The organism is Ruegeria sp. D7 (assembly GCF_056534355.1).
On sequence record NZ_JBQFPG010000011.1, the window covers coordinates 121,971 to 145,756 of the forward strand.

The 23,786-nt window shown below is 58.3% G+C and carries 7 protein-coding genes and 1 pseudogene; 7 read left to right on the plus strand and 1 reads right to left on the minus strand.

The window, feature by feature from the left end:
• The first annotated feature begins 131 nt into the window (after positions 1–131).
• The 3 genes from ACRZ9U_RS15650 to ACRZ9U_RS15660 are packed head-to-tail and all read left to right on the plus strand — an operon-like array spanning position 132 to position 18,454.
• Complete coding sequence (locus ACRZ9U_RS15650) at positions 132–8,099, plus strand: SpvB/TcaC N-terminal domain-containing protein (protein ID WP_170408813.1); 7,968 nt, start codon at positions 132–134, stop codon at positions 8,097–8,099.
• A 28-nt stretch (positions 8,100–8,127) separates the two neighbouring features.
• The gene (locus ACRZ9U_RS15655; protein ID WP_480902327.1) at positions 8,128–15,075 is read left to right on the plus strand and encodes a neuraminidase-like domain-containing protein; all 6,948 of its coding nucleotides are present in this window, start codon (positions 8,128–8,130) and stop codon (positions 15,073–15,075) included.
• A 19-nt stretch (positions 15,076–15,094) separates the two neighbouring features.
• Positions 15,095–18,454 carry a Tc toxin subunit A-related protein gene (locus tag ACRZ9U_RS15660; RefSeq protein WP_170408815.1) on the plus strand — a complete coding sequence of 1,120 codons (3,360 nt, stop codon included), beginning with the start codon at positions 15,095–15,097 and terminating at the stop codon, positions 18,452–18,454.
• A 23-nt stretch (positions 18,455–18,477) separates the two neighbouring features.
• Here the strand turns inward: ACRZ9U_RS15660 and ACRZ9U_RS15665 are convergent, their stop codons facing one another.
• Complete coding sequence (locus ACRZ9U_RS15665; RefSeq protein ID WP_170408816.1) at positions 18,478–20,007, minus strand: sulfatase-like hydrolase/transferase; 1,530 nt, start codon at positions 20,005–20,007, stop codon at positions 18,478–18,480.
• A 374-nt stretch (positions 20,008–20,381) separates the two neighbouring features.
• Between ACRZ9U_RS15665 and ACRZ9U_RS15670 the strand changes: the two genes are divergently transcribed.
• The 4 genes and pseudogenes from ACRZ9U_RS15670 to ACRZ9U_RS15685 all read left to right on the plus strand — a co-directional run.
• On the plus strand, positions 20,382–21,185 hold the full coding sequence (locus ACRZ9U_RS15670) for an inositol monophosphatase family protein (RefSeq protein ID WP_170408817.1): 804 nt from the start codon (positions 20,382–20,384) through the stop codon (positions 21,183–21,185).
• Positions 21,186–21,189: 4 nt separating this feature from the next.
• The gene (locus ACRZ9U_RS15675; protein WP_170408818.1) at positions 21,190–22,890 is read left to right on the plus strand and encodes a Na/Pi cotransporter family protein; all 1,701 of its coding nucleotides are present in this window, start codon (positions 21,190–21,192) and stop codon (positions 22,888–22,890) included.
• Positions 22,887–23,636, plus strand: coding sequence for an N-formylglutamate amidohydrolase (locus ACRZ9U_RS15680; protein WP_170408819.1), 750 nt, complete (start codon positions 22,887–22,889; stop codon positions 23,634–23,636). Before ACRZ9U_RS15675 ends, ACRZ9U_RS15680 begins: the two co-directional genes overlap by 4 nt.
• Positions 23,633–23,786, plus strand: a pseudogene (locus ACRZ9U_RS15685) (glutamine synthetase); the annotation flags it as partial. The gene ACRZ9U_RS15680 and the pseudogene ACRZ9U_RS15685, both read left to right, overlap by 4 nt.

The window sequence follows — 23,786 nt, forward strand, 5'->3', positions numbered from 1 at the left end:
ACAACCAGAACGGTACGGCAGACAATCGCCGATCCCATCTGATTGCATTGACCCAGCGGTTTCCGATTGCTTACCCTACGTAAAGCACCCCTGTGGCGCTGATATTTTTATGACGAATTTATGGTGGCCGAATGTTAGGCTCCACTCCCATTTCCCGACCCCAAAGGTCGGAAGCTTCCGCCATTTCAGGTGACAATGGCGCTGGCAAAGACGTGCTGTCGCTCAATCTGCCGAAAGGCGGTGGTGCAATCTCTGGTATAGGCGAAAAGATCAGCTCGAACCCGGTGACCGGATCTGCGTCCTTGACGATTCCGGTTCCTGTCAGTCCCGGGCGTGGTGGTTTCACACCAGAGCTGCAATTGACCTATGAGGCGGGTACCAGCAGCGGCATCTTCGGCTTTGGATGGTCACTTTCGCTGCCCGAGATCACGCGCAAAACGGAAAAAGGCCTGCCCCAATACGACGATGCCGCCGGATCGGATGTCTTCCTGATTTCTGGGTCTGAAGATTTGGTGCCGCTGCTCGATTCTCAGGGGGCACAATGGGAAGATCGCGCGCGGTTTCCAGGTGTGACCATCCACAGGTTCCGCCCCCGGATCGAAAGCACCTTTGCCCGCATTGAGCGGTGGACAGACGAGGCGACGGGTATCGCGCATTGGCGTGTCACGTCGCGCGAAAACGTCACTTCGATCTATGGCGCGTCAGGCCTATCAAGGGTGGCAGACCCGGACGACCCCGCCCGTGTATTTCGCTGGTTGTTGTCCGAGACCATCGACGACAAAGGCAACGCCATCCGATACGAGCATGTCGCCGAAGACGCAGTTGGCATCGATCAGGCGCAGGCGCACGAAGCCAATCGGTCCCGCACAGCCGAGCGGTACCTGAAACGCATCCGCTATGGTAATCGGGTCTCTCGTCTGGTTGATCCGGATGTGAATGCAGGTGGATGGCTGTTCACGGTCGTATTCGATTATGGCGAAGACCACCTGTTGCCAATCGCACCTGATCCCAACGTGGCGGCGGATGCTCAGCATGAGCTTGTCCATGCATCCGCTGATCCCGGCCGAAATTGGCAAGTGCGCCCGGACCCCACATCAAGCTACCGCGCGGGCTTTGAGGTTCGGCGCTATCGTCGCTGCCATAGAATTCTGACATTTCACGATATCCCCGACCTGCCGACGGGCGAACCGGGCTATCGCGGTCTCGTGAAGGCAACTGAGTTTTCCTATGACGATTTCACCCCTCCCGGTGCTGACACTGATGACGAGCGTCAGCACCCCGGCAGTACGCGCTATGGCTCATTCCTCATGGCGGTCGCGCAGTCGGGCTTCGCTCCGGACGATACGGTTTCACCGCGCGATGTGAACGGAGCCACGTTCCTCGCCTACAGACGACAGGCAATTCCACCGGTGGAATTCACCTATAGCCGGGCCGAGGTGAACGATATTGTACGCAGCCTTGACCGCGAGCAGACCGAAGGTGCTCCGGCCGGACTAACCGATCCGGCAAACTGGGTTGATTTGGACGGTGACGGTGTTGGTGGAATTCTGACCTCGACCCCGGGTGCCTGGCATTACACTCGCAACCTTGGGCCAATGAACGGCACGGCGCGCTTTGCTGCCCCCGTGCTGGTTGCCGAGCGGCCTGCATTTGCTGAGTCAGGTCAATGGATGGACCTTGCTGGGGATGGTCGCCCGGATCTGGTGGTAATGGACCGGACAACCCCGGGGTTCCATGAGCGCGACGCGCAATCAGGTTGGTCCGACTTCCGCGCGTTTGAATATTGGCCACATATAGATGCGTCCAATGACAGCATGAAGATGGTTGACCTGACTGGCGATGGCCTTGCTGACATTCTTCTGACCGAGGACACCGCTTTTGTCTGGCACCCCTCTGAAGGCGAGGCCGGGTTTGGCCCCGCGCGCAGGCAAGCGCAGCCATGGAACGACACTGACGGACCCCGACTTGTGTTTTCCGATCCGGAGGCTGCAATTTTTCTGGCGGATATGTCCGGCGACGGATTGTCTGATCTGGTTCGTATCCGCTGTGGTGAAGTCGCCTATTGGCCCAATTGCGGATATGGGCGTTTCGGCACCAAAGTGGCGATGGACGACGCGCCACAATTTGATCGCCCCGAAATGTTCGACCGCAGCCGCCTGCGCCTGACGGATATCGACGGCTCGGGCACCACCGACATTGTCTATCTGGGTGCAGAAGGTATCGACCTCTATTTCAACATGTCTGGCAACCGGCTTGCACCGCGTCGACGCCTAGGGAATGTGCCGCCGCTTGATACCGAAACTTCGGTTGATCTGCTCGATCTATTTGGAACGGGCACCGCCTGTCTTGTGTGGTCCTCTACTTTGTCCCGCGACGCAGGTCAGCCTCTGCGTTACGTCGATCTGATGGGCGGACAAAAACCGCACCTCATGACCCGATATGTCAACAATTTCGGTGGCGAGACCGAATTGCGCTATGCCTCGTCGTCGCGGTTTTACCTGCAAGACCTTTATGAAGGACGTCCTTGGGCCACGCGCCTGCCGTTCCCGGTGCAGGTGGTTGATCGCATCGTCACACATGATCGTGTGGCGCAAACCAGGTTCGTATCTCGCTTTGCCTTTCACCATGGTCATTTCGACGGGGTCGAGCGCGAGTTTCGCGGGTTCGGCATGGTCGAACAATGGGACACCGAGGAATTTGCGACGCTCTCGTCAGATGCGCTGGGGCCACTGGCATCAAACGAAGACCCGGCATCTCATGTTCCGCCCGTACTGACCAGAACATGGTTTCATACCGGCGTGTATCTCGACCAAGGTAGTCTGCCCGATGTCTTGGCTGGTCTGCTTGATGGGCAGGATCGTGGGGAATACTGGCGCGCACCCGCTTGGCGTGACGACGATGTTGAAGCGCGACGGCGGCTTTTGCCAGACACGGTGTTGCCACCCGGATTGACAACCGGAGAAACCCGCGAGGCTGCGCGCGCGCTTCGCGGCACGGTGCTGCGGCGTGAAACCTATGCGCTCGATGGCAGGGCGGAGCCCGGCTATCCCAATGGTCACCCCTATCAGGTGGTCGAGCAAACGCAGACTGTGCATTTGCTGCAGTCCCGTGGACTCAACCGTCATGCCGTGTTTCTGACCCATGCCCGGGAAAGTCTAACCGCGCATTATGAGCGGATCCCCGATGACCCGCGCCTTCAGCATCAGGTCATACTGGAGGTTGACCCGTTTGGGACTGAACTGCGCCGCGTCGATGTCATGTATGGCCGGCAAACACCTGATCCGACGCTGACGCCTGAAGATCAGGCGCGTCAGACGCTGTTATATGCGGTATTACACACGCGGCGCGTCACGGACCTGATCGCGACAGATCAAACCTACCGCGCCCCGGTGTCATGTGAAGAACAAAGCTTTGAGCTTACCGGCCTAAGCCCAGCGCCGGGTACGCGTTTGTCCTTTGATGAGATCGAGACAGAGGCGAACGCTGCAGCCGATCTTGCTTATGAAACGACCCCAACCGCGGGTCAGGTGCAGCGTCGTCTGATCGAACACCGCCGTCAGTATTTCCGGGATGATACGCTGACCGGCCCACTGCCGCTTGGCCAGATGGGCAGTTTGGGGCTTCTCCATCAAAGCTTCCAACTGGCCTTCACGCCGGGTCTTGTCACGCAGGTTTATGGAGGCCGCGTTGGTGCGGCCGAGATGGCGCAGGCGGGATACACCGAGATTGACGGCGACGGCCAGTGGTGGCGCCCATCGGACCGTCAGCTTTTGTCGCCCTCAAGCGGTGATACGCCCGCGCAAGAGCTGGCATGTGCACGTCAGCATTTTTTTCGACCACATCGCCTGCGGGACCCGTTCCATCAGCCTGCGACACATACGGAAACAACAGCCCGCTATGACGCTTTCGACCTGCTGATCGAGGAAACGCAGGACGCATTGGGCAATCGCATGTCGGCAGGGGTACGCTCGACCGGTCCAGCTGGCGCAATCACCGAACGCCGACAGGATTATCGCGTTTTGCAAGCCTCGGTATTGACCGATGAGAACGGCAATCGCAGCGAGGTGGTCTTTGACGCCTATGGCCGCGTGACCGGCATGGCCCGAATGGGCAAGGTCGATGGGCCCGACGAAGGTGACAGGCTGGATGGCTTTGATCCGACACTGGTGCCTGCAGCACGCACCCAAGTGCTGAACGATCCGCGTGGACCTGAAGCTCTGGCAGCACTTGGACGCGCGACAATGCGTTATGTTTATGATCCCTGGGCCTATTATCACTCTCGTGGGGATCCTGTCCCATCACCCGTCATCGGTCTTTCCCTGCATCGAGAGGTTCACGACAGTGATCTTTTGCCGGGTCAAGCCACCCCGTTCCTGGCCGAAATTACCTTTACAGATGGGATGGGGCAGGAAATTCAACGCAAGATTCAGGCCGAAGACGGTCCGGTCCCAACGCGTGATGGCTCGGGGAGCATCCTGCTGGGACCTGATGGTCGGCCGGTTATGTCCGCATCGCAGTCACAACGCTGGGTCGGTACCGGCTGGCAAGTGCGCAACAACAAAGGCAATATTGTTCGACAGTTCGAACCGTTCTTCACAGATCGCCCGACCTATGAGTCCGACATCCGCATCGGTGTAAGCCCAATTTTCTTCTACGACGCATTGGGCAGAGAGATCGGGATTTTGAATCCCGATCATACATGGAGCAAACACCGGTTTTCTGTTTGGGACCAGACGACATGGGACCCGGGCGATACTGTACTGATTTCGGATCCCGCCCAAGACCCCGATCTTGGCGACCATTTCCGCAGGTTGCCGCAGGCTGCCTATTTACCCACTTGGCACGCGCTGCGCACTGATCCGGCGCAAGCGCAGGCGTTGGCGACCCGTTTCCCCGATCCCGAAGACCGGGAGCGCGCCACTGAGGCTGCATCGAAATCGGCGCTTTATGATGACACACCGATGCGGGCTTTGGCAGATACCCGTGGTGCGCTGATCGCGCGCCTCACCACGAACCGCACGCTCTACAGCAACACGGCCCCGGGCACCCTACCGACCGAGACATTCCACCGCGTTGCGACCGAAATCGATATCGAAGGCAATACGCGCCGAACCTGGGATGAGCTTGGGCGCGAGGTTCAGCGTACCGCTTTCGACATGCTCAGCACCGCCATTCGGACCGACAGTATGGAGGGCGGTACCCGTTGGCGGCTATCGGATGTAAATGGCGAAACGGCGTTTACGTGGGATGCGCGCGACCACCGGCTGCGCCACGAATTCGATGTATTGCGCCGACCCATCGCCACTCATCTAAGCATCAATGCGGTTCCTGAGCTGCGGATCGATGAAACGGTCTACGGAGAATCGCTGCCGACACCCGAAGCCCTGAACCGCCGCAAACGCATCGCGATCAGCCGCGACCAATCCGGCACGATGGAAATTCTGGCCCATGATTTCAAAGGCAACCCAATCCGCAGCCAGCGGCAACTGGCGCAGGAGTTTCGCACCACGCTCGATTGGGCCGCACCCGTGGCGACTGAGCCCGAGATTTTCGCAGGGCAAACCCGCTATGACGCGCTGGACCGTCCGGTTCAACTGGTGCCGCTGCAACCGCAAGGGCCGGGCGCGCGCATCCAGGTTGTGCAGTACCGCTATAACCCGTCCTCGCGGCTTGATCGGGTGGACACCTGGCACGCACGACCCGCGGCACCTGACACTTTATTGGATCCCGCCACTGCGGATCATGCCGTGGTCACAGGCATTGCATACAACCCTTGGGGCGACCGCGAACGCATCACCTATGGCAACGCGGTTGAAACAGAAATCCTACATGATCCGTTGACCCGTCTCACCGAACGCATCATCACCCGGCGCGATGCAATCGGATTTGGCTCGGACTGTCCGACACCGCCAGTTGCAGGCTGGCCAGGATGCCACTTGCAGGCGCAGCACATGATCTACGATGTGTCTGGCCACGTGACCCACATCCGCGACAGCGCGCAACAGCAGATCTTTTTCCGCAATCGCCGTGTTGATGCTTCTAACGACTATACGTTTGATGCCCTGCATCGTTTGATCGAGGCGACGGGCCGCGAACATCTGGGCCAGCAAGGCGGCGCACCCGGTGCCCACAGCTATAACGATGCCGCGCGAACCCGGCTGCCACACCGCAGTGATGGTTTCGCCCTTGGCCGTTATCTTGAGCGTTTTCACTATGACATTGCGGGCAACTTGATTGAGATGCGCCACCGGGGCTCTGATCCCGTGGCGCCCGGTTGGACGCGGACCTACACCTATGGCGAGGACAGCGATCTGGCCGCGGGGGTATCCTCGAACCGCTTAAGTCAAACATCGGTCGGTGCCTTGAATGATATCATCAGTCAGGGCGGCGATGGCTATGACGCGATGGGTAACATGTTGCGGCTTTCCCACCTCGATCAGATTGAATGGGATCACGACAACCAGCTGCGTATGTGTCGCCGTCAGGCAGTTGGACCGGGTGATACGGACGGCCTTGCCCATCAGGGGGACCGCACATTCTTTGTTTACGCATCTGACGGGACCCGCATCCGAAAAGTGACAGAAACCGTTGCAGGAGCCATCCGTCGCGAGACGATCTCGCTGGGCGGGTTCGACATTATCCGCGAACCGGGTGCAAACCCGCGGACCCGAGAGACCCTGCATGTGGGGGACGAAGCTGGCCGTATTGCATTGGTTGAGACGACGATCGCCGGTGGTGCGGTCAGCCGCGTCATTCGTTATCAGCACAGTAACCATGTGGGCAGTGTGGGGATCGAACTGGACGAGAACGGCAATGTTCTGTCTTACGAGGAATACAGCCCCTTTGGCAGTACCACCTATCAAGGCGTTGCCACCGCTGGCCTAGGTCCGAAACGTTTTCGATATACCGCGATGGAGCGGGATGCCGAAACCGGGCTTAACCATCATGGTGCCCGCTATGCCGCCCCTTGGCTCGGCCGATGGATCAGCGCCGATCCCATCGGAATTGAAGGCGGGCTGAACCTTTATGCCTATGCCTATAACAACCCGGTAACGCTCAACGATCCCGAGGGCACTGCGCCGCCCACTGTGCCCAACGGAGGCCTTGAAGTTGCATCGTTGCAGAAGGGTCTTGAGACGCTTGATGCGCTGGCGACTCAGGTCAGGAACACCGAAGGCAGCGTGCAGGAGTTCGCCCTTATCAAAGAGAACAACACGTTCAAGATATTGAAGGGCACGGCCACCAAGCCCGAGGTCTCGATTCCAAAGGGAACGACGGCTATCGCACACACGCACCCGCCCACTGCCATGGTTTCCTTTGCAGACGTCAACACCACCCATGCCCAGGGTGTGAAGGTCGCCGGAGTCAGGTCTCACCTGGTGGCGCATGGCAACGGCAATTGGACGCTGATCGAGATCCCGAAACAGGGAAACGGAATGTTGACCTCATTCGACACCAATACCGGCATGATAAAGGGCACCGTGCAAGTCTACCGCCCGGGCGCTGCGCCTGACACTGCGTCGATGGTGCAAAAAGTCGACACCATGAACATGGTGAACAAGCAAGGCAAAATCACCTCAATCTCCAAGCTCGCCAAAGCAATGCGGGGTAGCAAGGCAGTGTCGCAGACCCTGTCCGGGGGCCGCGCCATCCTAGGGGTCATGGGCCGTGGGCTCATGGTGATCGGTATGGCGGCCAGCGGCATTCAGGTTGGCACAGGGATCACTCAAATCGCCGAAGGCGAGACCGGCGTTGGCACTGCAAATGTGGTCGAGGGCACGGCCTCGGGCACTCTCAACGTGGTCTCGGTGTCGGGCAAGCTCGTCACGGGTGGTGGTGCCGGATCGGTCCTTGCCGCCGGGCTCGCAGCTTTCGGCTCAATTGCACTGGCCGGAACCGAAGCTCGCTCCGCAATCAAAGGCGAAAAAACCGCCGCGCGCGAAGCGGCCGATTATTGGGTGGACGAAATCGATGCAGGCCATCGTCAGGGCGGCGTTGGCGGCTTCTTCCGACGGTCCGCTGGTTACCTTGGCCTGGGCGCGGCAGGCACGATGTCGATCCTGCAAGGCCAGGGCATCAAAGGCCATTTGAAATGGTGAACGCAGTTGTCAGAAAGGGTACCTCCTCATGACCAAAGTTACGCATCCGCTAAAGCCCAGAATGCGCCGCGCTACGGTGGGCGATCTGCAATCCGCTTTGCTGGCACTGCTGCGTGAAGGCTTGCTGCTGGCCAATGATATCAGCGCGCGCCGAGCGCTGGCCGATATCGTGTCGCGCGAAAAGGATGGCCGCACACCGACCTACGGAAAAGGCACCACTGAAGCCGTTCGCCTGGTTCAGAAAGAGGCCGATCTGTCCCCGACCGGCAGTGTCGATAAAAGGACGGCGGCTGTGATTAACGATCTGGTCGCTCGACTGGACACACCGACGGATTTTGGCACCTACCGTGTCAGCGGTCGCGTCATAAGTGCGCAAAGTGCGGCTGTTGATGGCCTTGCTGTTGTTGTTGTCGACAAAGGTGTCGGCGGCGACGTTGAACTGGGGAAGGCTACAACCGGTAAACGCGGTGCCTTCGAGATTGTGTTTGCCGGAGATCAGATCACCAAGCGCGGCAAGGATGCGCCAGACCTTCAGGTGCAGGTGCGTTTGAATGACGATGTGGTTGCCGCTTCGGCGGTGGAATATGACGCCGGACCGGATTCCGAGCTTTCCGTGGTTCTGCCTGCTGAAAGTGCCGCAAAACTGTCGTCAGAACACGCCACACTGACCAAGGCGCTCTCTGGTCAGTTCAACGGTGCCTTGTCGAAACTTGAAGAAAGCGACACCCGTCAGGACATCACATATCTGGCCAATAAAACAGGTTGGGACGCGCGCGCCGTGGCACTGGCGTCGCTATCCCAGCAGTTGTCTGACAAGACCGCTGGACGGCGTGGTCAACGCATCGACTCTGGCCTGTTCTATGCGCTTTTACGTGCAGGTGTTCCCGCCGATGACACCGCGGTTTTCCGCACGCCCCCTGCTAAAGTGGCGCAAATCTGGAAATCCGCGCTGGATGAAGGATTGATCGACGCCAAACTGGCGGATCAGACAGATGCCTCCCTTGCCCGATTTACCGAAGTCTCCGCGCGCGTGCGGCTGGATACGCCCCCTCCCGGGACTTTGGCCGGAATGCAGCCTTTGCTTGCACTTTCGCTGACGCGGGATGACGAGCGTGAAACTTTTGCCGCGCTCCATGCGGCGCATGGTGATGATCTCGATACATTCTGGACCGAGGTAGAGGGTAAGTTGGGTCAGGACAAAGCCGCCCGTTTGCAGACCGATGGCAAGCTTGCCTATCTGACGCTCAACAACTCCAAGCTGGTCGAACGCTTGCATCGTGACACCGATGGCGATGCGGACGGTACGTTGGGAGGCCTAGTGAAGGCGGGTTTTCATAAAGCCGACGCCTGGGCCGCGATCATGGATGATACCGACCCCGTGCCAGAGGCAGTTCAGGGCCGGGATGCCGCCGAAAGACGCGCCAACTATGCAGAATTCATGGCCGCTCAGGTGCGGCTGTCTTTCCCGACTGCGGTTGTTGCGGAAATGGTCCGGGCGCAGGAGACGCCATTGGTCGATACCGGGTTGTCGAACAACGTTCATGAATTCCTCGCAAAACATGCCGATACCTTCCAGATAGGTCAGCAGCCCGTAGCGCGCTTTATTGCAAAAAATGCGCTGGACGAACCGCCAGAAGTGGTGCGCGAAATCTCACGCATTCAGCGAGTCTATCAGATCTCGCCCGACGACAGCAGTATGAATGCCATGCTGGCTGCAGGGTTGGATTCGGCCTATGCGGTCGTGGCGCTGCCACAAGATGAGTTCCTGCGCGCCCACAAGGCCGTTCTGAACGAGGCCGTCGCGATGCAGATCTACCGCAAGGCCGAACAGGTCCATGGAGCGGTTCTGAATCTGGCCACCGCTTATATGACTCACCGGATGATGCCAGCGATCGGCCCCAGCGTGGGTGCTGCTGACGGGTTTTTGAACCCTACCCCGGGCGGGTCGGACAATTTTGGCGATGTGATCGCATACTCCACATTAGAAGAGCTATTTGGTTCGATGGATTATTGCGGGTGCGAGCATTGCCGTTCGGTCCTCAGCCCCGCAGCCTATCTTGTCGATCTTCTGCTGTTTCTCGATCGCCCCGCGACCGAGATTCCGAACGGCTTCACCAATCCACTTGATGTGTTGCTTGATCGGCGGCCTGATATTCAACACCTGCCTCTGACTTGCGAAAACACTCTGACGCCTGTGCCATACATCGACTTGGTGAACGAGGTGCTGGAGCATTTCGTTGTCAACGGCATGTCTTTGGGTGGATATCAGGGTCATTCGACCGATGGTCAAACACCGCCTGAAGAGTTGCTGGCCAGCCCTCAATTTGTACGCGATGCCGCCTATGCCACGCTGGCCACCGCCCAATTCCCTGCCCCCCTGCCGTTTGACCGTTCGTTGGAGGCACTGAAGGCCCTTTTCAATCGTTTCGACGCGCCTTTACATCGGGTTATGGCCGACTTGCGTTCGTCAGACGCGCTGGACGATACACCGTACGGATGGCGCGACATCTGGCTGCAGCGCTTGAACATCTCGCGCGGTCTCAACGCCGTCCTGACCGAAAGCGTGGCGGTTGCCGGGTCAGCGCGACCCGATCTGACAGTGCGTTCGCTTTATGGTTTTGATGCGGGTGTCAGCGCAGCCGAAGTGCGTGATGGTTTGGAAAGCGTGCGCGACCTATGCCGCCGCACCGAGATCACGCCGGTTGATCTCGTGAACATCCTAAAGACCGAGTTCGTGAACCCCGGAGCCGCGCTGATCCCGAAGCTTGAGCATCTTGGCCTGGGCTTCGACGATATCCGGGCCTTCCGGGACGGCGCGATCAACTCCGCAGAACTACAAAGCCGGATGGCGGCAGGGGTCGAGCCTGAACGCTATGGCGGTGATATCGAGGCATGGTTGCTTGATGACACTACTTTCGACCGGATCATGGGTCTGATCGTGCTTACAAATCCGCAAGACCCGTCGGATATGTGCGACCTAAGCGCGCTTGAACTGCGTCACCCAGACCCTGATCCGCTGTCCAACCGCCTTGAATGGAATGACTTTATCCGGATTAACCGGTTCGTCCGTATGTGGCGTGTTCTGGAACTTAGCATTGCCGACACGGATGCTATCATCTCGGCGCTTTATCCGACGAACCAGATGCCGGGCGGCGCCGACGCGCAGGTGGACCTGGCTCGCATGGACGCCGGCTTTGCCGAGCTCCTGCCACAGTTGGGCATCGCCATGTCGGCCCTTGATGCGCTGGAGCTAAGGCCCGAGGACGCGCTGCGCCCGATCCTGGCCCTCTTTGGACCAATCAGCACCAATGGAACCGCCGCGCTATTCCGTGAAATGTTCCAGCGACCTGCTCGCGAAAACCCCGCCTTTGCCGAAGATGGTTTTGGCGGTGTGCTTACAGACCCTGCGGCCCTGTTGCTGCCCGAGGTTGAAACCTTGCGCGCGGCCTTTTCATTGACGGGTCCGGAATTTAACCGGATCGTCGCTGTTTTGGGGTTCGATGACACGACACCCCTGACCATCGAGACGGTCAGCGCAATCTACCGTCGCGGCTGGTTGACGCGCGCGCTTGAGCAAAGCGTGCCGGGATTGGAGCGTTTGCTTCAAGCCACCGGTCTTGACCCCTATGGCCCGCAAGACGCCACTGCACCCGCTCTGCTGACGGTTATCGATCTGGTGCATCGCCTGTCCGAGCTAGGCCTGTCGCTGGAAACAGCGCTGGCGCTGCTGTTGAACCATGACCCAAGTGGCCAGACGACACCGCCCGCAGAAAACATCACGACCCTGGCACGCGATCTGCGTGCAGGGTTTGCGGCTATCACCAATGACTTTGTGCTGGTGGATGATCCCGATGGCGGCATTGCCCGGTCCCATATGTCTCTGGTCTACGGGGCCGAAGCGACCGAGCAATATTTTGGATATCTTGAGGCCACATCCTCGACCGAGGTTGCCTATGACCATTCCGCACCCGTGTTGGAGCCTGCAATTCTGGCCGAGGCACCCGATCAAATCGCTTATGATGATTTCCGCAAGGTTCTGGTTTTCAGCGGGCTCATGTCGACCACGGTCAGGGATGCCCTGCAGGCCGTTGCCGGGACCCCTGCCGCCTTCGCGCCAGCTATTGACGCCTTGTTCAACGCCAGCGAGGCACAATCGCAGCCATTTTTCACCCGCTTCCCAGAGCTGCTGCCGCTGCACGACGCCTATCGCAGTTCAGTCGCTCCAAAGGCCGAGGCCTATCGCGCCCTGCTGGAAGGCATCCTGCCGCAGCTGATCTCAAGACGGAAACGTCAGGTAGCGCTGCAGCTTTTGGGAACTGCGATCGAAGTTGAGGCTGACATGGCGACCACCCTGTTCGAAAAGGCCGAGGTTCTGCATGCGGCGACTGATCCGGCCAGCTCCGCGCTTGAGGATGCCCTGATGCTCGAATCCGGGGGTCTGAGTGCTGAAATCAGCGATGGCCCGGCCCACACTGCACCGCCTGCGCGGGTCGAAACCTTATCTGGCGCGATTGATTTTGCCTCCACTGGAACAGTGCTGCCAGACAATCAAACCACACCAGGTTCTTCGATTTCGATCCGGTTACGGGGATATCTGGAAGCGCCTGAAAACGGATTCTTCAACATTGATGTCGAAGCTGATGCGGGCGCGACCGTGACACTCAGCATCGCAGGCGAACCTGTTCTTCTAACCGAGGCGGGCGGCATATGGTCAAACACCAACGCGATCGAGCTTCGCGCAGGCACTTTGGTCGAAATCGCGCTGGGCGTGGCCAATGTGACCGACCGTCTGGCGTTGCGTTGGAGTGCACCGGGCCGAGGAACTGAGGTCATCGGCGCTTCGCATCTCTACCCGGCTGATCCGGTATCGCATCTGGGCGCGGCCTACCTGCGCACGCGCCGCATTGCACGGTTGTCCGAAACGCTGAAACTTGACGTCGCTGAGATCTTGCACCTGACGACACATGGCGATTTGCAGATTGCGGGTGCGGCCTGGCCAAACAGCCTGCCCGTCACCGGCACACCCGATGATCCGACCTCTGCCGCGCTGATGGGGGTGCTAACGGCCCACCTGCGCATGGCGCGATTAAAGGCGGCTTATGCCCCTGAAAATGCCCGGCTGGTCTCGATAGCCGAGAATCCAGCATTCGCCATAGCCGACGCCGAGGCTGAGTTGTTCCAAGTCACGCGCTGGGATCCCGTGGATATCGCCGCCCTGTTGGTACATTTCGGACTCACCTCAGCCGATATTAGCGATCTGGCCGTTCTGGAGCGGCTTCATGACATCGCCGAATGGCTGACGGCACTTGGGATTCCGGCGACAGCGCTTATCGCTGCCGCAACACCCGCCCCAACCGGACCCATTGTGCGGAATTTCCGCGCCGCCCTTCGCGCGCGCTACAGCCCGGATGACTGGCTCAAAATCCTGCAACCGATCAATGACCGCCTGCGCAAGCGCCAGCGTGATGCATTGGTGGCGCATATCCTGCACGATCTGCGCGGGCGTCCGGATGCGGCGCATATCAACACGCCCGAAAAGTTGTTCGAATACTTCCTGATGGATGTGCAGATGGAGCCGTGCATGCTCACTTCGCGGGTTCGTCACGCATTGTCCTCGGTCCAGATCTTTACCGAGCGCTGCCTGATGAACCTTGAACCCCGTGTGGCTGCATCCAGCCTTCGGTCCAAGCATTGGGAGTGGATGAAGCGTTACCGCGTGTGGGAGGCAAACCGGAAAATCTTCCTGTACCCTGAAAACTGGATGGAGCCGGAATTGCGCGACGACCAGTCACCCTTCTTCCGCGAAGCGATGAGTGAATTGCTGCAGGGTGACATCACCGAGGAACGCGCAGCCACCTCGCTGATCGGGTATCTGCAGAAACTGGAAGAGGTCGCCAAGCTGGAAGTATGCGGTCTCTACCAGATCGAAGGCGATCCCGGTGCTGCAGACGACGTGTTGCATGTTATCGGGCGCACCGCCGGGGCCAAACGCAGTTATTACCACCGGACCCGTGCCTATGGCTCGTGGAGCGCGTGGGAGAAAATCCCGCTGGATATCGAGGATAATCCGGTCATGCCGCTGGTCTGGAACAATCGTCTGTTCCTGTTTTGGATCAAGATGATGCCGGAAAACACGGCACAAGGAACACCCAATGCGGGATCAGGCCCGCTGGCCGAGGTTGAGGCGTCATCGTTGATGGATGTTGATGAACCCACCTTTGACGTCAAGGTCATGCTGAACTGGACTGAACGGGTGGATGGCGTGTGGCAACCGCCGCGCAGTTCGGATCCTGATGAGCCCCTGTTGCTGCGCGAAAACGTGCCAGCCCGAGAGATGCGCAATTTCCGCAAAGGCATCCGCCTGTCTTCATTCCCATGGACCAACGGGATGCGGATATCGATCTCGTACAAGGATTGGCTGGGCGTTTCGTTCTTTATGTACAACACGTTTAGCACACCCGATACGCGCTCACCCAAGAAGGCGCCGCATTTCTTGCCGAAACGTATTACGTCGACCGGGTCAAACCGCCTTACAGCGATCTATTCCAATGACGGGATCACGCATCGGTTGCTGTCCAATAAGGCGCCCGATCAGGCCACACAGCCGCATCACCCGACCAATGGAGAAGCCTGGGAGTCGCCGTTCTTCTATGCCGACCCGCGACATGTGTTCTACGTGTCCACGAAGCAGCGGATCGTCGAAGTTGTGACCTGGCTTGATTTTGGCCGCGTGGCCGAAGTTGACCCGACAATCGATACCATGGTGCTGGCATTCGAGCCGCTTGCCGAGCAGCCCGACCGGATTGAACGGGTGACTGCAATCCCCGGCTTTGGCAGCGCCGACCTGAGCACTCTTCGTGCATTCGTGACCGAAGACGCCTTTGTCCATACAGCGCTGGGCACCGGTGGCACGGTCCGCTTTGGCGACCGCGACATCGGCCCGATGGGCAGCACCGTCCGCATGCGTCGCACTTGATCCGGAAAGGACTTTGATCATGGATACCAGCAAGATCAGCACTTATGGCTATCATCACCTGCTTGATCAGGACATTTTCGGCCCCCAGAAGATGAAGCTTATAAGCTATGAAAAACACTGGGACTACACGTTTGAAAACTTCTTCCACCCCTTCGTGTCGGAGTTGATCGAGCGTCTGAACATACAGGGTGTGCCCGGGATGTTGTCCCCGGAGTTTCACAAAAGCTTGCGCAAGTCATTCTTCAATTCCCTCTATTCCCCGCAGGAAACCGACAAGATCGACATCCATTCGTTCCCGAAGGAAATCGACACGCGGATGGGTGGGCCTTATGCCAACTACAATTGGGAACTGATGTTCCATGTGCCGCTGACCATTGCGGTGCACTTGTCCAAGACCCAACGTTTCGCCGAAGCGCAACGCTGGTTCCATCTGATTTTCGATCCGACCGAGAATGACTCCGATGTACCGGTGCCCACACGCTATTGGCGTTTCCTTGCCTTTCGCGAGGGCGAAGCCCAATCCATCGATACGTTGTTGACCCTGCTCAGCAAACCAAACGACGAATGCACCGACGCGGAGCTGGCCGAGAAAGAAGCGATCCTAAATGGGTATGAAGCGGTGCGAAACACCCCGTTTCAGCCCTTTGCAGTCGCGCGCACACGGACGATTTCATTCATGATGCACGTGGTGATGAAGTACCTCGACAATCTGATTGCCTGGGGTGACAACCTGTTCCAGCAATTCACGCGCGAAGCCATCATGGAAGCGCTGCAGATCTATGTGCTCGCCTCGAACTTGCTGGGCGACAAGCCGCAGCGTTCACCTGCGGGTGGAACAACCACGCCACGCACCTTTGCGCAGCTTCGGGCGCAAGGGCTTGATCCGATGGGCAATGCATTGGTCGAGCTTGAAGGCGCGTTCCCCTTCAATTTCACAACGCCAACAGGTGCGGGCACCAGCGACAGCGCTGCGCCGTTATTCGGTATGGCCCGCACGTTGTATTTCTGCATCCCGCATAATGAAAAGCTGCTGGGTTATTGGGATACGGTTGCCGACCGGCTGTTCAAAATCCGCAACTGTATGGATATCGAAGGGCAGGTTCGTCCGCTTGCCCTGTTCGACCCGCCGATCGATCCGGGAATGCTGGTCAAGGCGGCGGCGGCTGGGCTGGATATCGGCTCTGTCGTTTCGGGTTTGAATCAACCGGTCAGCCCCGTCCGCTCGCGCGTGTTGATCGAGAAGGCGGCGGAATTGGCCGGAGAGGTCCGCAATATCGGGTCGGCCTTGCTGACCGCCTTGGAAAAACGCGACGCCGAGGCACTTGCCCTGTTGCGGCAAGGTCACGAAGTCAGCTTGCAGAAACTGCAGGTCGATCTTCGTTACCTTCAATGGAAAAACACCGAGGCAGCGACGCAAGCTCTGATCGGCAGTCGCGGCGCGGCGCTTGAGCGATTGAACTACTACAAGCGCCTGCTGGGTCAGGAGGCTGATCCAAATGCGCCTGAAACCCTTGAGTTGACCCGTCAAAACCTGACAAAGGCCAATTTTGATGAAGCATATGAGGCGCTTGTTGCGCAATATGACGTCCCGGTTCAGCGGCTCGAGTTTCCCGATCTTGAGCGCCCGGGCGATGGCGACGGCGCACAAACGTCGGGTCAGACCGGGGGCGGAGACCTTCACCTGTCTAAGAAAGAGGATGAAGAGCTTAATACTCTGCTGCCAATAGCCCGTGACACAACGCTGGCCAAATCGGTATTCCACTCGATTTCAGCAACCCTTACCCCGATCCCCGACCCGAAACTTGATCTGCACTATTGGGGTCTCGGCGGCACCATCGATTTTAAGGTGGGAACCGTGCTGTCCTCGGTCATGCGGATCGCGGGGGATGTTTCCGGGATGATCGCGGACTGGAACCGTGATCAGGCCGGGATGGCGGCCCGCACTGCCGCCTATGAACGTCGCGCCGATGAATGGATATTGCAGCACAATCTGGCGGCCCATGATGTGATGCAGATCGGGCGTCAGATTCTGACATCGTTGATCGCGGAACAGGCGCAGCATCGCGAATACCTGAACTTGAAGAAGGCAATCCGTCTATCAGAGCAAACCCGCGATTTCTTGCAGGACAAGTACACCAACGAAGAGCTCTATGGCTGGCTGCAAGGCGAGTTGTCAAAGCTGTATTACGAGTACTACCGCTTTGCCTTCGATACCGCGCGACGCGCCGAGCAGACCATGAAAGCCGAACTGATGCGGCCCGAGCTGGATCAGAAAACTCTGGTGCAGTTCAACTATTGGGATGGCGGTCGCAAGGGGCTTCTTTCAGGCGAGGCGCTGCTGCTGGACGTCAAGCGGATGGAGCTTGCGTATCACGAGCACAATCGCAACGAATACGAGCTGACCAAACATGTCAGCCTGCTACAAATCGATCCGCTGGCCCTGGTCAATCTGCGAAGAACAGGTCGGTGTACCTTTAAAATCCCCGAGGCCCAGTTCGATCTGGATGGGCCGGGCCATTACTTCCGCCGGATCAAGAGTGTTGCGCTCAGCCTGCCCTGTGTTTCCGGGCCCTATATAGGAACCCATGCGAAACTTGTGCATCTCAAGAGCAGCATCCGGCAACGACCGGATATCGGGGATGGCTATGTTCGCACGGGCCCCGAAGACGACCGTTTCGCCGATATTCACAGCGCCGAAAGCAATGTGTTCAGTGCGGCGCAAATGGAAACCGGTCAGTTCGAGGGCATGCCTGATGATCGCTATTTACCATTCGAGAATGTGGGCGCAGTCAGCGAATGGCGGCTAGAGCTGCCGGCGGACCCAACGCAGGGCGATCCGCAACAGTTCGACTATGACACGATCTCGGACGTCGTCTTGCACCTGCGCTACACTGCGCGGGATGGCGGTGGACCTGTGCGCAATGCGGCGGTTGATCATCTGAAAGCCGATATCGCGGCAGACGGGACTGTGGGCAATGTGCGGCTATTCTCACTGCGGCACGAGTTCCCGACAGAATGGGCACGCTTCCGCCGCGAAACACCACCTGCGGGTGGGCGTCACGAGCTGCGGCTGACACTCCGACCCGAGCACTATCCCTATTGGTCGGCTGGTCGCCTCACGACGCTCAAACGGTGCGATCTTTTTGCTGAAAGCAGTCTGGATGCTGCTCCGGCAACAATCACGGTGTCTGATCGTTCTGATACAAGCGACGGAGGTGTGGTTCAGGACACATTGACCCGCCGTCCGGAACTGGGCGATCTGGCGGTTGGTCAGTTGGCGACGGTTCCGTTGCCCGCAGGCCCAACGGGTGAGATCGTGCTGTTTTTCGACACCGCAGAGTTCGAGGATATGCTGATGACTGTAACCTGGGGTGGTTGACGATCCTCAGCCATATAGGAATGTCACGGATGGCGCGGACCATCCGGGGTGATCATCCAGTTTGACAGGGTCTTGTCCATTTTCCGCATCCGGTGACGCAACATGTCGCGTGTCATGCGTGCCAATGTGGCGGCGTGTTCAGGATGTTCTGCCACGTTCTCCATCTCACCCTGCCCTTCACCGTCAAACAGCATGGGCGGAAGATCAGCCGCAAACTCAACCAATGTAAACCGGTTGTCGCGTAGGATGCTCAGGCAGCTGTCCTCTAACCCCGTTTCCAGTTCGCGTTGCCAGCGGGTTGGGTTCAGCGGATCAGCGAAGTCCAACTCCGAGAATGAATAGCGGCGCCAGTCAGCCGGGGTTGAGGATTCACTCTGAAGGAAGGGCAACAGCGAATGCCCATTCATGGAATCCGGTATTGTCTGCCCGATCCATTCGAGAATCGTCGGAACGATATCAATCGATTCCGTGGGTGCCTCGACCCGTTTACCACGGGCTCCATCGGGCATGCGCACGATCAAGGGTGTATGATAGGCCGCATCATAAACCGACATCTTACCCCAACTGTGCCGATCCCCCAGCATCTCGCCATGATCTGCGGTGACCACCAGCATTGTGTTGTCGTACTGCCCGGTTTCTTTCAAAAACGAAACCACGCGGCCGATATGATGATCTACCTCCGTGGCAAGACCCAGATAGATCGAACGCAGCGTCTGCACTACCTCGTCCGTCGGTTCAAGGTCCGGGAAACCTTCAACAAACCCGGCAACCGTGCTGTTGGCCCGTGCCGGAGCGAAAAACGGATGCAACGCCTCTTCGGCCTCGGCGGTTAGCAGTCGCGATGGCAATGGTAGCGAGGCAGGGTCATACATTCGGTTATATGGTGCCGGGGCTACCAGCGGTGGATGCGGGCGAATGTAGGTCAGATGTGCAAACCATCCCCTGTCATCATCCGCATACGCCGGCATGGTTTCCAGAAACCGATCGGTTAGAAAGGCGGTATCGCTATCCTCGGCTGCGTAGAAGGCCGGGTCATTCAGTGCAGGCTGGCCGCCATCGGGTGCGACCGGTTTGAACACGTCAATATAGTTTTCGAACTCATATCCACGGTTTTTCAGATGAGAACGCCATGGGAATGACATCTCCAACCGCATTTCCAGCATTTCCTGAAAACCGGCCATGTGGAATTCATATGACCTGAGCGCCGGGTCTTTTGCATCAAACACGCGCGGGTCCTGTGATGTGTCGGTATATCCAAACAGCATCGGCAGATACCCTGCCTTGCGCATCTCGCTGGCGATGGTCGGTGCATCGTGGCGCAGGGGCGTGCCGTTTCGTACCGACCGGTGGTTCATCGCGTATTGCCCGGTCAGCAATGAGGCGCGCGATGGCCCGCAGGGGTTGGTAACGGAAAAGTGCCGCGTGAAAGAAACACTGTCCTCCATCAACGCGCGCATGTGAGGCAGGTCAACATGGGCCTCCAATGCCCCAAACAAACAATCCGCCCGCATCTGGTCGGTAATGATAAACAGGACGTTGTGTTTGTCTGTCATATCCCGGTGCTCCTGATCGCTGAACCGAATCCTTGGCCCTGCGCGTGTATTCCTGCCAAAACTACGCGGCGGTATTGCCTGCTTTGCCTCGGAATGGCGATACCCACCGCTCAAAATCCACAAACGAAACCGCTAATCAACCAAAAACGGAATAATTTGGTTGAATAAGTTGTTTTTTGTGGGTTAATGTTGCTGTGCTGTGTGGGGTTTTGTGACGTTGATGCTTAAAAGATGTTGCGTAATGCAGCATCGCAGAGTGACGATACAACCGGAACACCCATGTGCAATGGCGATCCGTTAGTCATCCAGTTTACCTGTACCATGACGGCGTCTCTGAATACTGCTTAAGGCATTGCAATGAGGGACAAAAACAGATGCTAACCCCACCAAATACCGTTGCAACGCCCGAAGGTACGTCAGATATCGCGATTCACGCCGCCGAAATCGCCAATATCGCCGCGCAGGCTGCGCGCGGGTACTTTCGGGGACGTTTGGGGGTTGAGTTCAAGGCGGACGAAAGCCCGGTCACACAGGCGGACAAGGGTGTCGAGGCCGTTGTGCGACAATATTTGGCTGAGAACTTTCCAGATGACGGTATCTTTGGCGAAGAGCAGGGGTTCGAAGGTCAGGATCGGCAGAATGTCTGGATTGTAGATCCCATTGACGGCACCCGGTCATTCCTGTCGGGGCATCCGTTGTTTGGGTTCCTGTTGGGATATCTCACGAATGGTGTTCCCCGATTGGGGGTCATCGGCATGCCTGCCCTGAACGAATTTCTGATCGGCATGAAAGGTCAAGGGGCCACACTGAATGGCAAGCCTGTCTCGGTCAGCGTTACACGCCAATTGAGCGACGCAGTTTTTTTCGTCAACGAAGGCGACAAGATTTACCGGGATCATCCGGCCCTGTTTGATCGGTTGATGAATTCGGGACAGACCCGACGCTTTGCCTATGACTGCTACCCGCATGCACTGCTTGCGATGGGCCATGTTGATGCGGTCATCGATTATGATCTGCAGCCTTATGACTATCTGCCGGTTTCCGCCGTAGTTGAAGCTGCGGGCGGGATCATGAGCGATTGGGAGGGTAAGCCGCTAGGTCTGAACTCCGACGGCCGAGTCATATCGGCGGCCACGCCGCAACTGCATTCCGAGCTGCTTGATCTGGTGAACGGATAACGGAATGGCGATTGTCAGTTTCCTCATAAGTCTGGCTGGTGCAACGATGCTGCTGCTCTACGCTGTGCGCATGGTGCGCACGGGCATCGAGCGTAGCTATGGTGCATCGTTTCAGCGGGTGATGACGGGGCAGCGCAGCTATGCGCAGGCCTCGATGGTAGGGCTTACAATGGCCGTCGTCTTGCAAAGCTCGGCCGCGGTTGCATTGCTGACCTCCGGATTTGCGGCGGGCGGGATGTTGGCCTTTCCGACCGGGCTCGCGATGGTTCTGGGTGGCGATCTCGGCTCGGCGCTGATCATTCAGGTTCTGTCCTTCAAACTGGATTGGTTGGTGCCGCTACTGCTTGCGGTCGGCGGCTATCTGTTCGTCAAGACAGAGGCCAAGAAACCGCGCCAGTTGGGCCGTATTCTGATGGGTGTCGCATTCATCCTGATCTCACTGCGTTTTCTGCGCGAGGCGATGGACCCGATCCGTGACAGCGCCTTTCTACCCGCCATCGCCGAGTATCTTGCGCGTGATTACATCACAGCGTTCCTGGTCGGTGGAGCGCTGGCCTTTGTCATGCATTCTTCGGTCGCTGCGATCTTGATGTGTGTGACCCTGGTGCAAATCGGGGCGATCCCGTTTGCCGCCGGGCTCTCGCTGGTGTTGGGTGCTAATTTCGGGTCCGCCTTCATCCCGGTTTGGCTGACACGCGGCATGGCCCTGTCTGCAAGGCGCATTCCCTTCGCTAATCTGGCGCTGCGGGGCAGTTGGTCAATTGTCTCGCTGTTTGCTGCCAACCTGGCGCTGCGAACCGGAGTATTGGGCGATCTGCAAGGCGGGCAGATGCTGGTGAATGCACATCTGATTTTCAACGCCTCGCTTCTGGTTCTGGCCCTGCCGTTCTGCGGCATGCTGCGCGCGCCATTCGAAAAACTGCTGCCCGATCCGAAAAGTCCTGAAAGCAGCGCGCAGCCCGGGCAACCGATCAGCGCACTTGATCTCGACTCCCTCAGCAGACCCAATCAGGCCCTGTCTAACCTCAAACGCGAGCTTCTGCGGATGAGCGACATGGTTGGCTCGATGTTCCGGCCTGCGCTGGAGCTTTATCGCAGCGGCGACAAGGAGCAGATCCGGGCCATTCGGGACATGGATACTGATGTGAACGATTGCCTTTCTGGTATCCGGCAATATGTGGCGGCTATCCCCGCTGATGCGTTCGGCAAGGAAAATGCCAAGATTGCGCGGGACCTAATGGAATATGCCATTCGCCTGGAAACCGCGGGCGACGTGGTGGCCAAACGCCTGACGGCATTGGCGGATGACATGCGCAAAAAGGGGGCCGCGTTCTCGAAAGAAGGTTGGTCAGAGCTGGTCGAAATGCACGAGGGGATTGTGGCCAACCTGAAACTGGCCTCGAACGTGCTGATCTCGGACGATCTGGAAAGCGCGCGTCTGCTGAGCCTGGAAAAAACCGAAATCAAGCGGGCCGAGCGTGACAGTCGCAAACGCCACCTTAAACGCTTGCAACATGGCAGCGCAGAAAGCTTTGAAACCAGCGACATCCACCTCGAAACGCTGCGCGCCTTTCGCGAATTCAACAGTCACATCGCGGCCGTCGCCTATCCGATCCTATATCGCAACGGGCAGTTGCTTGAAACCCGCCTGATCGAAGAATTCCCACAGATGGAGCAGGACGCTGATACTGAGGTCAAAGGGTGACGGGATCAGTCGAAATCCTGAACGAGACGGGCATTGGGCGTGTGGTTCTGCTGTGTGAACATGCAAGCAACCGCATTCCGGCAGAGTTTGATGATTTGGGATTGTCCGCATCCGCGCGCGTCAGCCATGCCGCTTGGGATCCGGGCGCAATGGCGCTGACACGGGCGCTGTCGACAGCGCTTGATGCTCCGGTCGTGGCCTCGACCGTCTCGCGATTGGTCTATGATTGCAACCGTCCGCCCGAGGCGGCAAGCGCAATGCCCGAGAAATCAGAACTGATCGAAGTGCCGGGCAATGTGGGCCTCGATCAATCGCAACGCGATGCACGTACCCAGGCAGTGTATGCCCCGTTCTGTCAGGCTGTTGCACAGGTTCTGGATGCGCGCGGTCCGGATACAGTCGTTGTGACTATTCACTCCTTCACGCCAGTCTATTTTGGTAAGCCGCGCGCGGTTGAACTTGGACTTCTCCATGACGAGGACAGTCGTCTGGTCGATGCCATGCTGGATCACATGGATCAGATCCCGCATCGCCGCACGGAACGTAATCAGCCCTATGGCCCCGCTGACGGTGTAACGCATTCGCTCCGTCTTCATGCGCTGAGCCGGGGGCTGGCCAATGTGATGATCGAAGTACGCAATGATCTTTTGGGCAATGAAGTACAGGTTGCCAACATGTCCCGGGACATACTGGCGCTGCTTGAACCGGCGCTGAACGATATCACGATCAGGGAGGGCGCATCGTGAGCGCGACACTGACATTCGAGCATCTTAAGGCGCAGATTTCTGCCGGGGAAATCGACACCGTATTGGTTTGTCTGGTTGACATGCAGGGCCGTTTGATGGGCAAGCGGTTTCATGCGGGTCATTTTGTTGCGGGGGCGTGGGAAGAGACGC

Coding starts and splice junctions, on each gene's coding strand:
- ACRZ9U_RS15650 (WP_170408813.1), top strand. CDS start 132: ATGTTAGGCTCCACTCCCATTTCCCGACCCCAAAGGTCGGAAGCTTCC.
- ACRZ9U_RS15655 (WP_480902327.1), top strand. CDS start 8,128: ATGACCAAAGTTACGCATCCGCTAAAGCCCAGAATGCGCCGCGCTACG.
- ACRZ9U_RS15660 (WP_170408815.1), top strand. CDS start 15,095: ATGGATACCAGCAAGATCAGCACTTATGGCTATCATCACCTGCTTGAT.
- ACRZ9U_RS15665 (WP_170408816.1), bottom strand. CDS start 20,007: ATGACAGACAAACACAACGTCCTGTTTATCATTACCGACCAGATGCGG.
- ACRZ9U_RS15670 (WP_170408817.1), top strand. CDS start 20,382: ATGCTAACCCCACCAAATACCGTTGCAACGCCCGAAGGTACGTCAGAT.
- ACRZ9U_RS15675 (WP_170408818.1), top strand. CDS start 21,190: ATGGCGATTGTCAGTTTCCTCATAAGTCTGGCTGGTGCAACGATGCTG.